We start from the raw sequence: 14,844 nt of genomic DNA, 5'->3' as shown, positions 1-14,844 counted from the left end.
GTCCTTGCCGTGGCCTTCGTCGATCCTGCTCGTCTATTGCACGCCGTAACGTGTGAAGTCGTCGCCGATACTGCTCTGAATCGTCTTGGCCGCCGCGATGTCGATGTTGCCGCCGGCTTTGTCGCCCTGCTTCAGCTTCGCCAGCCCGCGTCCATACAGTGCGCTTGCCAGCTTCGGATCGATGCGAAGTGCGGAGCTATAGTCGTCGATAGCCGCGCCAAGCTCGCCTGTTTTCAGATAGATCAGGCCACGCGAGTCGTAGGTCGCGGCGTTGGCCGGACCCGATTGAAGGGCCTTGTTGCAATCCTCCAGCGCCGCCTGCAGCGCGCCGAGGATAGCCCGGCTCCAGCAGCGTCCATTCCACACGCCGTCGAGGTTCGGCTCGAGGCGAATGGCCTGATCGTAATCGGCCGCTGCGCGGGCATATTCATTTTTCTTCAGATAGGTCCCCGCACGGTTGGCAAAGGCTTCGCCGTAGTTCGGGTTGAGCTTGATGGCCTGATCGAACGCGTCGTTCGCGCGATCGTAGTCGCGCTTCTTGAAATAGGCCACGCCGCGGTTGTTGAACGGCTTGGTGTAGGTTGGATTGAGCTCGATCGATCGATCGAAATCCCCGATGGCGCGATCGTAGTCTCCCTTGGCGGCATAGGCGTTGCCGCGATTGTTGTAGGCGATCGCGAGGCCGGCAGGCGTCATGTCCTGCGCCGCATCGATGAGCGTCGTGCACGCGCCAATGCGCGCGTCGGCCGGCGTATGATTGAGGCCGCTGCACAACCCGATATCCCTGAGATAGGTGCCCTTTGGCTTTGGGTTCTGCGCGTCGGCCGGCGATGCGAACAACAGCAGGATGAGAACCGCCGCTACGCCCCCACTCGCACCGGTACCTGCACGAGGCTTCATGTCGGGCTCCGGTTTTGACGACGCGCAGACGCCGATTTCCGTGAGTAGCGGCTCAAGACCGGCGCCTGGCTCGCCTAGCACCCTCGGCAGATGTTCGGGTTGAACCTGTGGTAGGAGTTTTGCTCCGGCGTCACTCGTGTCACGGGCTTTCTGAGAAGCTTGCTCTTGCCCTCTTCAACGAGCGTCGCGAACTTGACCGTTCCATCGTCAGATATTTCGATGCGTGGCGTGGTGCCTCGAATTCCCATCGTCGCGGCGGGAGTGTCGATCTTCATATCACCCGTCTTCGCGATATTGCCGGCAACGAAGGTGAACGTGCCATTGGCCAACTTGAACAAGGTCGAATTCGACTTGCCGTTCGGGTCGTACACAAACTCGGTCATGGCCATCTTGGCGTTGCTCGACAGATTGAAGGAGGTGCCGTCGGTGAAGTTGATCCCGACCCGTCCATCGGCTCCGGTCTGCACCACGTCGCCCAAATAGACGAGGTCGCCAACCTTCGTCTGAGGCAGTTGATCAGACAGCGCGGCCTGAACGACGACCGCACTCGCATGCTCAATCGTGACCGAGCCGGTGGCCGCTACGACTTTCCCGATGAGCTTCGCTGACGAATTCTGAATCGCTTGTTGGGCCGGCTCGGTTTGCGCTTGCACCTGGCCCGGCATGAAGGCCGCGACCGCGAAGACGAAGCTTGCGAGCAATTGAATAACCAAATGGATGCGCACGATCCCCTCCGTTTCGAGAAGATCTTGTCGTGTCGCGGCGCGACGGAAATCTAGACCGCCGGGCCGAGACCGCAGGACCTTTAGTGCCAAGCGAGCTGCTGCAAACAGGCCTAAGCGCCTGACGTAGCTCGAATAAAAATTAATATGTGGACAATTTACTCGGTAATTATACTATAAATTTTGTGGGGCCGCACCCTGCGATAAAGGGCAGCAGTTCTGTCGTTTCCGCGATGCTCCCCACAGTACTGGAATTCGATTTTCACTACCGAATAAAGTTTCAATCAGGACGTTTCAGCGGGCAAGCCGATGGCTGCCGGTACGAGGTCTTTTTACCTCGTGGCGAGCGCAAGCCACCCCAAAAAACTGCGGCGCCGCGTTCCGCCTGAATTGCTCAGCAGGCGAAAAGCCAATGTTAGTTGCGTCCGGCGTAGCATTCGGGGACGCGAGCTCGGCCGTTTCAGGCCAGCTGCCCCGAGTGCTTGGCATTGTTCAGATGGCGGTCGGCTGCGGCACCATCGCGCGTGCGGGCGGCGTTGCCATTCAAGTCGCGGGCGGCGATCCCGTTCGCCGGGGTGACTTCATCGAGATCGCAGCCGGCGGGCAGGTCGAAATCCGCCTGATCGACGGCACGGTGCTCGACCTGCCCGCTGGCGCCCGGCTGGAGTTGGGCGACTTCGCCCAACACTCCGGCGGCAGCTTGCGGCCGGGTCTGTTCGCGAAAACCAGAAGCATCGTCCGCTTGATTGGCAGCCGGCTGGGAGGATCGGGCGTCCTGAGCTCGGAGACGCCTGTCGGCACCATCAGGGCCAGCGGCCTCGGCATGCTGTCGTTCGCCGCACTGACCTTATCGCTTCTGAAGGAAGCCCGGGCTGCCGAACCGAACGTCACCTTCCTGGACGACGACAGCATCAACTACAAGGACCTCCACCACGGCGTGTTCGAGCTGGTGACCAAGGAGGCGATTCCCCGTCATATCATCGTCGATGACCCCGGAACGACGATCATCTTGACCGCAAGAGGGTCATCGGTCGGCGTGAACCAGGTCGCGAATACCCCCGCCCGCATGGAGGAATTGCGGGACGCCCAACAGGAGACGCTTGCGAACTACACGAAAGCACTGGGCGTAAAAGGGTCCGGCATGCCTGCCTTCGATGGGTCGCAGCTGCTGCACCCCATCAGTTTTACAGGGCCTGCCGCGCCGCCACCGCCGGATCCGCTCGGGCCTTTGCCGGGGCTCCCATTCCTGATCAACGACTTCTTCAAGCCGCCGCCGGTGCCGCCGATACTGAACCTCGGCGCGGCGCCGGCTGAGGTCGATACGTCGATATTTGACGATTTCAATGCCGCGAGCGGGACCTTCTCCGGCATCAGTTTCAAGGGCCTGGCGCTGACTTACGGCATCAGCGGCGGCGTTGCAGGCAACACGGAGCTGGGTCAGAAGACATACGACGTGTCGAGCGTCGGCACGTTTGGCACGCTCTATCTCAACAGTTCGACCGGCGCCTATGCCTTCGTTCCGAACGATGGTCCGATCAACGCGCTGAAGGCCAACACAATCCAGAGCTTCGTGATCACGGTCACCGACGGCTCGCTCTCGTCCAGCCAGAGCTTCAACATCACCATCGTCGGGGTCGATGACGCTTCCATCATATCCGGCGTCACGACCGGCTCGGTGGTGGGGGCGGTCGGCGTCAGCGGTGCCTCGCCGGGCCTGCTGATCGCGACCGGCACCCTCACCGACACCGACGTCGACGACCCCGCCAACACCTTCACGGCCGTGGGCACGCCGACGCCAAGCGCGGGCGGCTACGGCTCGTTCACGATCACGACCTCCGGCGTGTGGACCTACACGCTCGACAACGACAACAGCTCCGTGCAAGCCCTCAATGTCGGCGATGTGCTGACCGACAGCTTCACGGTGACCACGATAGGCGGCACCCCGGAGGTCATCACGATCACAATCAACGGCCCGCTGATTGGAGCCGGAACGGCGCCGACGCTGACGCTGAGCGAGACGCATCTGACGGCGACCGCGCTGGACGACAACATCGCCGGCTCGGCGCCGAACGCGGCGTTGACGACGATTTCGGCCGACTTCTCGGCTGCGTTCACCATCGCACCGGGCTTGAGTGGCGCGACGGTCAGCTACGTGCTGACGATCACCGGCGGCAATGGCACCGCATCGGGACTGATCGATTCGCACACCGGCCTTGCCGACCTGCTGGTTCTGAACGGCAGCACCATCGAAGGCCGCGTCGGCGCGATCGACGGTACGCTGGCGTTCACCATCGTGCTTGATCCGGTGACAGGGCGCGTGACCTTCACCGAGTACCGCGCGGTGGCACAGCCGCTCGGCAGCAGCCCGGACAACGCCGAAGGCACCTCGCTCGCGACCGGAGTCGTAACCCTGGTTGCGATCGTCACGAAGGACGGCGAGCTGCAGTTCGTGAACCTCGATCTCGGCAGCAAGTTGACCATCACCGATGATGGCCCGAGCATCACAACGAGCGAAACAATCCCGTCGCTGACGTTGAGCGAGACGCATCTGACGGCAACGGCGCTGGACGATAACGTCGCCGGCTCTGCGCCGAATGCGACGCTGATGACGATTTCGGCCGACTTCTCGACAGCATTCAGCCCGGTTCAAGGCGCGGATGGCGCGACGATCAACTACGCGCTGGCGATCACCGGCGGCAACGGCACGGCGTCGGGCCTGGTCGACTCGCACACCGGCCTCGCCGACGTGCTGGTTCTGAACGGCAACACCATCGAAGGCCATGTCGGCACGAGCAGCGGCGCATTGGCGTTCACCATTGCGCTTGATCCGGCGACGGGGCGGGTGACCTTTACCGACTACCGCGCGGTGACGCAGCCGTTCGGCACCAACCCGGACGGCGGCGAGGCCGTGTCGCTGACTGCCGGAATAGTCACGTTGATTGCGACCATCACGGACAAGGATGGCGACTTCCAGAGCGCCAGCCTCGATCTCGGCAGCAGGCTGAGCATCAGCGACGATGGCCCGACCATCAAGGCCAACGGCACGGCACCCTCGCTGACGCTGAGTGAGGCGCACCTGACCGCAACGCCGCTGGACGACAACATCGCCGGCTCGGCTCCGGATGCGACAAAGACAACGACGTCAGCCGATTTCTCGACGGCATTCACCTCAGCTCAAGGCGCGGATGGCGCGGCAATCCTCTATGCGCTGACGATCGCCGGCGGAAGCGGCGCGGCATCGGGTCTGATCGATTCGCATACCGGCTTGGCCGACGTGCTGGTTCTGAACGGCAACACCATCGAGGGCCATGTCGGTACGACCACCGGCACACTGGCGTTCAGCATCGCGCTCGATCCGCTCACAGGGCGGGTGACTTTCACCGAGTACCGTGCGGTGAAGCAACTGACCGGCGGGGAAGGTATCACGTTGAGCGCCGGAGTCGTAAGCCTGGTTGCCACGATTACCGACAAGGATGGCGACTCCCGGAATGCGAGCCTTGATCTTGGCAAGCAGCTCACGATCACAGGCGACAGCCCAAGCATCGACATCAATGGCAGCACCCAGTCGCTCTCTCTGAGCGAGACGCATCTGACGGCAACGGCGTTCGACGACAATATCGCAGGCTCGGTGCCGAACGCGGCGCTGACGACGACCTCGGTCAACTTCTCGACGGTTTTCACCTCGGTTCAGGGCGCGAACGGCGCGACCATCGGCTACGCGCTGACGATCACCGGCGGCAACGGCACAGCTTCAGGCCTGACCGACTCACACACCGGCCTGGCCGATGTGCTGGTTCTGAATGGCAACACCATCGAAGGCCGCATCGGGGGAACCAGCGGTACACTGGCCTTCACCATCACGATCAATCCGACGACCGGGCTCGTGACCTTCACCGAGTACCGGGCGGTGACACAGCCACTCGCCACCAGCCCTGACGGCGGCGAAGGCATCGCATTGAGCCCCGGAACCGTGAAGCTGGTTGCGACGATCACCGACAACGACGGCAACTTCCAGAGCGCGAGCTTCGACCTTGGCAAGCAGCTGACTATCACCGACGACGGCCCAGGCATAAAGGCGACGGGAGCAGCCCCGTCGCTGACGCTGAGTGAAACGCATCTGACAGCAACGCCGCTCGACGACAACATCGCGGGTTCGGCGCCGAATGCAGCGCTGACGACGACGTCCGCCGACTTCTCGACAGCGTTCACCTCGGTTCAGGGTGCTGATGGGGCGACGATCGGCTACGCACTGACGATCGCCGGCGGCAACGGCACCCTGTCGGGCCTGCTCGACTCGCACACCGGCCTCGCCGACGTGCTGGTCCTGAATGGCAATACGATCGAGGGTCGCGTCGGCGCAGCCACCGGTACTTTAGCGTTCACCATCACGCTTGATCCGGCCACGGGGCTCGTGACCTTCACCGAGTATCGGGCGGTGACACAGCCGCTTGGCACCAGCCCGGATGGCGGCGAAGGCTTGTCGCTCGCGGCCGGAATCGTCAACCTGGTTGCAACCATCACCGACAAGGACGGCGACTTCCAGAGCGCGAGCCTGGATCTTGGGAAGCAATTGACCATTACCGACGACGGCCCGAGCATTAAGGCAAACGGGACTACGCCGTCGCTGTCGCTGAGCGAGACGCATCTGACGGCAACGACGTTCGACGACAACATCGCGGGTTCGGCGCCGGATGCCTCGCTGACGACGAAGTCAGCCGATTTCTCGACGGCGTTCACTTCGGTTCACGGCGCGGACGGCGCGACCATCAGCTACGCGTTGATAATCGCCGGCGGCAACGGCACGGCGTCGGGCCTGATCGACTCGCATACCGGCCTCGCCGATGTGCTGGTTCTGAACGGCAACACGATCGAAGGCCGCGTCGGCGCAACCAACGGCACTTTGGCATTTACCATCGCGGTTGATCCGGTGACCGGGCTCGTTACCTTCACCGAGTATCGGCCGGTGACACAGCCGCTTGGTACCAACCCGGATGGCGGCGAAGCCGTATCGTTCAGCGGCGGAATCGTCAGCCTGACGGCGACGATCACCGACAAGGACGGCGACTTCCAGAGCGCGAGCCTCGACCTCGGCACCCAACTGACCATCGCCGACGACGGCCCGAGCATCGTATCGAACGGAGCGGCGCCGTCGTTGACGCTGAGCGAGACGCACCTGACGGCAACGGTTCTGGACGACGGCATCGCCGGTTCGGCACCGAACGCGCTGCTGACGACGACGTCGGCCGATTTCTCGACAGCATTCACGTCGGTTCAGGGCGCGGATGGCGCGTCCATCAGCTACGCACTGACGATCGCCGGCGGTGACGGTACCCTGTCAGGTTTGATCGACTCACACACCGGCCTCGCCGACGTGCTGGTCCTGAATGGCAACACCATCGAAGGACATGTCGGCACGACCACCGGCACGCTGGCGTTTGCCATCGAAGTCGACCCAACGACAGGGCTCGTGAGCTTCATCGAATATCGCGCGGTAACGCAACCCTTCGGCACCAGCCCCGACGGCGGCGAAGGCGTTTCACTGAGCGCCGGAACTGTGGACCTGGTTGCAACCATCACCGACAAGGACGGCGACTTCCAGCGCGCGAGTCTCGACCTCGGCAAGGACCTGACGATCACCGACGATGGCCCGACAATTGGCGGATTCCCGGAGACCGCCATCGCCGCTCAGGATAATCAGACCGCGTCGGGCACTTACAACATCAATTTCGGCGCGGATAGTGACGCCGCGATGTTCGTTGCGATCCACAATGGCGTGGTCGGCAGCACCGGATACAATCTGGCCACCTCAAGCCTCGATGGCGGCATCACCTCGGTGCACGTCACCGGAAATGGTGATGACTACACGTTCTACTACTCGACCCATGCGGCGAGCGGCGGTGTCGAGATGGATGCCTACCTTGCGGATTCCGGCGGCACGCTGTCCGATCCGTATTTCAAGCTGCTGATCGATCCGCACGGAACCTTTTCCTTTGATCTCGAGAGCGTCGAGCTGCTCAAGCAGGTGACCGTGACCGGCTCCACGTTCGGCGCCTCGGGCAGCGGCACGCCCTCGCTAACGGCTCCGGATGGAGAGCTCGTCATCACCGGATCCAACGGCAGCGATCAGCCTATCGACGTCAAGGCTTCGAACAATGGCATCGCGGTCGGCGATACCGGGCTGAGCATGGATCCCGCCGAGCAGTTGAACCTCGCGTTCTCCAACGAACAGCCGCAGATCAGCTTCATGCTGACCCAGTGGCAAGGTAACGGCACCGCAAGTGTCGTCTTCAAGGTTCTTGAAGGCAGCGCCGACGTCCACGACTTCAGCATTGATATTCCAAAGCCGCATAGTGGCAGCGCCAGCATCGTCGTGCAGGAGACGTCGAACGCCTCGCTGATCAACACTTCAGTGTTCGACAGCTCGACATCGACTTACACGCTCTATGTCGGAAAGGAGTTCAATCAAGTCCAGGTCGACTACGATCACGCGGCGAGCGGAAACGCCACCTTCACGGTCAATAACATCACCTATAACGAGAAGACGACCATCCCGAGCACCGACCTGCTGTTCGATGTGTCCGCCACCGACAAGGATGGCGATTCGGCGACGGCCAGCCTTCAGGTCGACATCCAGGGCCTCACGACCGGGGCGGCGGTTGCGATGGCCGGCGCGAGCATCTTGTCAGACCAGCTTACACACGTGCAGCACGATCTGATCATGTAACGCCCTGAAGCGTCATGAACGTCCTGGCCCGCATCAGACGTTGACGCGGGCCAAGATCATTTCGGTATCAGTGCCAGCCTTCGCCGGCCTTGAGCGCCGCCGAGAGGCTGCGCACCGGGCGCGTCACCAGCGGATCGAGATCGAAGCGCTTCTCGAGCATCTTGAGGATCGACGTGGTGTCGAAGTCCTCATGCGCGACGCCCGACTTGTTGAAGCGCTTGGCAATCAGCAGCGCCGGAATGCGGGTGCCCGGGCCCCACTGGTCCGCAGCCTTGGCTTCGGCACCATGACGGTTAAACGGCGGGGGCGGAACGTGATCCCACTGCCCACCGAACTCGTCATAGGTGATGACGATGAGCGTGTCCTTGCCGTCCGGCCCTTCGACGATCGCCTTGACGAGATCGACGAGATGCTGGCTGCCTTCCGACTCGCTGGTGTAGCCCGGATGCTCGTTCTCCTCGCCGATCGGCTTGATGAAGCTGACCTGCTTCAGCCGGCCGTTTTTCGCCGCCTGGATGAACTCCGCCTCATCCTTCAGGTGATCCTTGCGGGCCTGCGTTCCGGGAGCGTAGTTGGCGAAGTAGTTGAGCGCCTGATGGTGGTACTGGAAGTCCACGTCGGGGCAGTTCGGGAACACCGCGGTGGAGACATGGTTCGGATCGGTGCAGGTCGTGCCATTGCCGTTGGTCCAGCCGGAAGCGCCGACGTCACCGTTGGCGTTCGACCAACCGCCGGAATACCAGGCCCAATCAACATGCTTGGCCGACAGCCGATCGCCGATATTCGGGGTGTGCAGCGGCGGCAGGCGCTTGATGTCGGCGGTGCCCGGCGAATAGGGCTGATAGAACGGCTGCGTGGTGTTAACGGCGTAGTCGCCGCAGGCGAGACCTGCCGGCAGACCGGTCTGGCTGCACTTGGCCGTCAGCTGCGCGTCCTTCACCGTGGAGAGCGGCGCATAGAGCGGCGTGCTGGTCGGCATGCCGTTGGCATCGACGATCGAGTGGAAGTCGCTGGCGCTGCCGTCGCTCAAGGCACCGACGAACTGCGGCGCAGCAGCCGCGACCAGGAACTGGTGGTTGAGGAAGGAACCGCCAAAGGCACCCTGGAAGAAGCTGTCGGCGATGATGTAGTTCGGGGCGCTGTGGCCATGGAGATAGGCGTAAATGGGCAGCTTCTTGGTGTCGTAGTAGCCCATCACCAGACCTGCGGCATCGCTACCGGTCATGTAGCGGTTCTGCCGGCCACCGTTGAGCTGGTACTGCTCGCTGTAGAAGCGATGCACGATGTCCTCGGTGCAGCCGCCAGGCGCGCCGGTGCCGTTGAGGAAACCGTGCGCTGCGAAAGCGCCGAGCGGCTTCGGACAGGTGGTCGCCGAGGTCGGAATGAAGTCGTTGATTTCGAACGGCTTGTTCTTGAAGGCGCTCAGGATCGCGACCGAGCCGGTATTGTCGGTGCAGGTGGTCGGCTGCGGCGACGGGGAGGTCAGGTTGACGTCGTTCTGCAACAAACAGGCATAGACAGTCTGATTGTCCTGCCGGACCTGCAGCGTATGCGCCTGATCGGCGTCGGAGGTGCCGTTGATCCGGTCACGGCCGACGTCGCCCCAGTGCCCGTATAGGTTATCGAAGCTGTGGTTTTCCTGATAGATGACGACAATGTGCTTGTACTGATGCACACCTTCATGGCCGCGATCCCGCAGGTCACGCAGTTGGTCCCGCACCTCGTGCTTGAATTCATCAACGATCTTTTCGACCAAATTCTCCGCGTTTGCCACCGGCGAGATGGCAACGGCGCCAGCAACAACTACGAGCGCCGGAATGGCTCCCCAAAGCCGCATAGTGCTCTCCTGATTTTAGAAAGAAATAGAAATGGAGTTACACGCTATGCAAAACACATTTCGCCGGGATGACTGTTTTTCGACGCGCGCACAAACACGTGAAAAGATGCTCGCGCGCCAACAAATTTTCGCCCTGTCAGCCACACATCGCGGTTCGTTGATCGATCGTCATCAAACCGCAATCAACAGTCGTCTATCCAAACAGATGGTCATTGAATCCTGCCGACAGGAAACTGTCACCTCCGTGACATCTTCCGACGCACGGCAGCGCATATGCATTTGTGACAGGGGCGTTTTCGCGCGATGGCTTGGGATATTTTGGCGTCCGGCTCCGGAAAACGTCGTGCGGCATCTGCTGATCGTGGCGTCAGACCGACACGGGTCGCGTTGCTGGCGCTCGTCGTTGCTCTCCTCCCGCTGCACGTGATGGCGTTCCCGCTGGGCGGCGACCAGACCGTGCTGCCGGCCGGCACCGAATTTTCCGAGGAAGCGCTGGCGCGGCCGCGCGAACTCTTTCACTCCGAAGCGATGGGCGGGCGAAAATCCTACCTGGTCAATCTCGGCGATCTCGCGTTCAACTCGCCTTCGATCCTCGGCGGCAAGGCCCGACAGGCCGAGATGAGCTGCGGCACTTGCCACGTCAACGGCGCGTCGAACCCAAAACTGTTCGTTCCGGGCGCATCCTCCCGCCCGGGCACCTTCGACACGACCAGCCTTGTCTTCAACGCGAAGACATTCAACAGCATCCTCGATCCGGTCAGGATACCGAGCTTGCGGGGCGCACGCTTCCTCGCACCCTACGGGCATGACGGGCGCATGACCTCGCTGCGCGACTTCGTATATAATGTCATCGCCAACGAATTTTCCGGGCCGCGGCCGAGCGACGAGGTTCTCGACGGCCTCGTCGCTTATATCAACGATATCGATTTCCTCCCCAATCCGAAGATTGCGCCCGGCGGCAGGCTTGCCGCGCAGGCGAGCCTGGCCGAGCGTCATGGCGAGCAGCTGTTCTTCAAACCGTTCCCGAAGCAGGCCGAGTTGAGCTGCGCCGGCTGTCATATTCCGGGCGGAACCTTCAACGACCAGATACGTCACGACGTCGGATCGGGCGGACTGGTCAAGACCCCCACCCTGCTGAACGCGAACTTCAATGCCCCCTATTTCCACGACGGCCGCTACGACAGCTATGAACAGGTGGTCGATCATTTCGATCGTGTGTTCGACCTCGAACTGTCGACCCAGGACGCGCAGGACCTCGTGGCGTATCTGAATGCGGTCGGCGACGGCGAACGTCCCTTCGACAAGGACGGCGTCGTGCTCCGGATGAAGGAAGTGCTTGAGCTGTCGAGCGTGCTCGAGATCGCGATCCCGGCCGCCGATACTGCGGTGGTGTCCTTGGCCGTGACCGGGGTCGGCGCCGAATTGCGTGAATTGACCGAGCACATCCCGGACATCAGGAACACCTCGATCGGCGGCAAGGACGAGCGGCTGGCGGCGCGGGCGATCTTGAAGGACCTCGTCCTCACTTTGCGCCGCATCGACCTCGAGCTCGCGGCCGGCCATATCGACGAAGCGATGACGGAATATCGCAAATTTGCCCAGCTGGTGAACTTCGACGTTCCCGTTGCCCTGAAGAAGGCCGAACCCTGGTCGCTGTTCAACAGCAATGTGCATCAGTCGCACTACACGGCGCTCGGCCGGATGCTGCCGGTGACAAGCCGGCAATCGCAGTAACGCACTGCAAGCTCACTGCGAGGCTGGTGGCGCAACCCACACGTCGCTCTGCTGTATCCTGCGGATCAGCGCCTGCGGATCGAATCTGCGCAGGCCTGCGGGAATTTCGAAGGCTTGCGCCGGCTGGGGCTCGTCGCGGATGCGAACGGCGGCGATCACCGTCCCATCCGCGGTTCTGACCTGCACTGGAAACCGGCGCTCGCGGTCGATCCAGCCGGCAAAGCTGGCACCGGACGGCGCCGTGATTCGATAAACCTCTGTGTTACGCCCTGCGATAGTCTCCTCTCCATCGCGTTGGCAATGCCACACCGCAAGATCGATCGGCGCGGATAGCTGCGCGATCGCCTGCCATTGCCGGCAGGGATCGTCCGGATCGACCGGAACGAACATCTGGGTCAGCGGGCTGGACAGCCTTGCCTCCATGAAAACACGTGCGCCGGGACGGACGAAATACGCCGCGGGCTTGGCTGTATCGATCACGAAGAAGCCATCCGGCAACGCCTTTGCCTCGATTCGCGCCTTTTGCTGCGAGACACGCAGCGTTCCGAGCGTGGTCGACGTTTCGTCCTTCCGCGCAACAAGATCGGCAGAAAACTGCTGCGCCATCGCCCGCGTCGGCGCAGAGGCCAGGATGGCCACGGCAAGCAGGCAGGCTGCGGCGCTCCGGCTTGTCGGATACGTCTTCTCATTGCGGTTCATCGCATGTTTCCGGTCGATCACGTGGGTAGGCACGCAAAACATGACGGCGCCGACCGAACCATCGGTTCGATCGGCGCCGGTCTTAGTTCGGATCAAGATCTCTTGCTCGACGAACGCTCGATCACTCGGTGTAGGACAGCGTGACCGGCTTGTTGAAGTCGAACGCGTCGAACAGGTCAGACAGTGCCGGGCTGTTGGTCGGGACATACTCGTTGTTCTTCGAGTAGGTCGGGTTCGGCAGGTTGTCGCGGCTGCGGTTCGTCAGCGGCTGGAGGGCCCAGTTGCGTTCGATGAACTTCAGCAGCGAAACGTGGTCGGCGTAGTTGTGGTTGACCTTGCCGCCCGTCGAATAGGGCGAAAGGATCAGGGTCGGAATGCGTGGTCCATCGCCGAAGAAGTCGATCGACTGCATGTAGCCGGAATCCCAGTAGCCGCCGGCTTCGTCCCAGGTGATGAAGACAGCGGTTTCAGCCTTCAGCTCCGGATTGTTGTCCAGCGCATTGAGCACGTTCAGGACATAGGCCTCGAACAGATCAACCTTCGAGCTCTGCGGATGACCGTCGAGCAGGCCGTCCGGCTTGCCGAACGACACCGCAGGCAGCGTGTTGTCCTGGATCGCCGTGATCAGATCGGCAGTGTCCTTCATGTGAGCCTGACGCACGGCCGGGTTGGCCATGATCGAGGTCGCATACTGGAACGGATTGCAGATCTGGCAGTAGGCAACACCGAGCGCGTGCGCCGGATCGGCGACCGCAGCGGCGCTGAGGTTCGGGTTCGACGGATTGGCGGCAACCGCGGCGTTCGAAAGCGCCACGGCGTCGTTAAACGCACCACCATAGAACGCCCAGGAGATATTCTTGTCCATGAGCGCATCGCCGATCGTGCGAACCGGCGACGGCGGAACGTTGTTGCCGCCCGACAGTGCGCCGTTCGGCAGATAGCCCGGATTGACGTTGTTGAGCATGTAGTAGTGGTTGGGCTTGCAGTTCGGCTCGGCCGCGTACGGCAGATTGTTGAGGTAGGCGACGATCGGCTTCACGCCGGCCTGGAACACGTCCGAACAGTTGCTCCAATTGCCGTCGACAGTGTAGCGGTTGACCGAGCCCGCGACCGGGTTCGGGTTGGCGATCAGGTTGGCCGGCGGCGTCACCGGGTTGCCCTTGCCGTCGCTCCAGAAGGCCGCGTCGCCGGTGCCGAGCATGAAGTGATTCGCACCGGTGCCGCCGTGGAACGACTGGTGGAAGTTGTCGCTCAGGGTGAAGCGGTCGGCGAGCATCTTGAGGATCGGAGCCTGCCCTTGCTGGGCATTATAGAAGCCCATCGAGTTGGCCATGCTCTTGTTGGACGACGAATAGGTCGCCATCACGAACGGGAACAGGTCGTTCAGGCAGCCCGAATTGTTCTTCTTCGTGGCGCTGGCGGCGCTGCAGTCTTCCTGCTGCCAGTCCTGATAGAAGCGATGCGTCGAGTCGCCGGTGTAGTCATCGTCGCTGATCTGCTCGCCCTGCAGCGGGAACGGTCCGTTGAGACCGCCGGCGCCGGGCACGCGGGTATCGAGCGCACCGGTCGGCAGACCGCTGAAGCCGGTGGTGAGGATATCGAGATCGGCCGGGTCCATGTCCTTCTCGACGCCGGCTTCGACGATCGTCTTGAACGGGGCGCCGGTGTCGCTCTGCGCGGTCGGCGTGCCGTTGGTGTTCGGCTGCGGCATCTTGTTGGTCGCGTTGTAGGGCGACTTCGAGATCGTCGGCGCACCGATATAATAGGACGTCTGGCCGGCGACCGAGAACTGCTGCGCCTGCGCGAAGTTCGGTCCCGGCGTTCCGTCCTCGTTGACGATGCCCTTCGACAGCAGGTTGGAGATGGTCTGCCCCTTGCCCTTCGGCTTGTACACACCGAAGGTGTGATCAAGGCCGCGGTTCTCACCGATCAGGATGATGACGTGCTTGATCGGCGAAGCGGTCTTCACCTTGTCACCGCGATCGCCGTCACCATGATTGCCGTGGTTCTCATGGTTCGCACGATCGCCCTCTTCGTGCGCCTGGTGATTGTGATGCGAACGCTTGTCCCAATCACTGTGACCGCCCGGATAGTGAGCGGCATATGCGGCTGTTGCGACGAGCACCGTTGACGCGATGCAGAGCGCGGTGCTGGTTTTCCAGTGCTTTTTGTAATTCAAACTCATTGTCGACCTCAGGGTGTTTGCGGTTAGCAACACACACTGCTTA

The 14,844-nt window shown here is 62.2% G+C and carries 7 protein-coding genes; 2 read left to right on the top strand and 5 right to left on the bottom strand.

Going from position 1 to position 14,844, the window contains the following annotated elements; all coding sequences use genetic code 11:
- Nucleotides 1–33: 33 nt before the first annotated feature.
- Together ABIB78_RS00295 and ABIB78_RS00290 are read right to left on the bottom strand one after the other, a co-directional pair.
- Nucleotides 34–900 carry a tetratricopeptide repeat protein gene (locus tag ABIB78_RS00295; RefSeq protein ID WP_429020183.1) on the bottom strand — a complete coding sequence of 289 codons (867 nt, stop codon included), beginning with the start codon at nt 898–900 and terminating at the stop codon, nt 34–36.
- Nucleotides 901–974: 74 nt separating this feature from the next.
- Nucleotides 975–1,625 carry a FecR family protein gene (locus ABIB78_RS00290; RefSeq protein WP_429020181.1) on the bottom strand — a complete coding sequence of 217 codons (651 nt, stop codon included), beginning with the start codon at nt 1,623–1,625 and terminating at the stop codon, nt 975–977.
- Between the two features lie 475 nt (nt 1,626–2,100).
- Here ABIB78_RS00290 and ABIB78_RS00285 point away from each other — a divergent pair, with 475 nt between their 5' ends.
- Complete coding sequence (locus ABIB78_RS00285; protein ID WP_429020179.1) at nt 2,101–8,346, top strand: DUF5801 repeats-in-toxin domain-containing protein; 6,246 nt, start codon at nt 2,101–2,103, stop codon at nt 8,344–8,346.
- A 67-nt stretch (nt 8,347–8,413) separates the two neighbouring features.
- On the opposite strand, the gene ABIB78_RS00280 is transcribed toward ABIB78_RS00285, so the two are convergent.
- Nucleotides 8,414–10,183, bottom strand: a complete 1,770-nt coding sequence (locus tag ABIB78_RS00280) for an alkaline phosphatase family protein (RefSeq protein ID WP_429020177.1) — start codon at nt 10,181–10,183, stop codon at nt 8,414–8,416.
- A 426-nt stretch (nt 10,184–10,609) separates the two neighbouring features.
- Here ABIB78_RS00280 and ABIB78_RS00275 point away from each other — a divergent pair, with 426 nt between their 5' ends.
- Complete coding sequence (locus ABIB78_RS00275; protein WP_429020175.1) at nt 10,610–11,917, top strand: cytochrome c peroxidase; 1,308 nt, start codon at nt 10,610–10,612, stop codon at nt 11,915–11,917.
- A gap of 12 nt (nt 11,918–11,929) precedes the next feature.
- Here ABIB78_RS00275 and ABIB78_RS00270 read toward each other — a convergent pair whose 3' ends face one another.
- On the bottom strand, nt 11,930–12,616 hold the full coding sequence (locus ABIB78_RS00270; protein WP_429020174.1) for a hypothetical protein: 687 nt from the start codon (nt 12,614–12,616) through the stop codon (nt 11,930–11,932).
- 121 nt (nt 12,617–12,737) lie between these two features.
- Nucleotides 12,738–14,801 carry an alkaline phosphatase family protein gene (locus tag ABIB78_RS00265; RefSeq protein ID WP_429020173.1) on the bottom strand — a complete coding sequence of 688 codons (2,064 nt, stop codon included), beginning with the start codon at nt 14,799–14,801 and terminating at the stop codon, nt 12,738–12,740.
- Nucleotides 14,802–14,844 lie beyond the last annotated feature (43 nt).

Source organism: Bradyrhizobium sp. I1.14.4, assembly GCF_050435825.1.
Classification (GTDB): Bacteria; Pseudomonadota; Alphaproteobacteria; order Rhizobiales; family Xanthobacteraceae; genus Bradyrhizobium.
The sequence above is the reverse complement of the archived record's forward strand: the minus strand, read 5'-3'. Positions and strand labels throughout refer to the sequence as shown.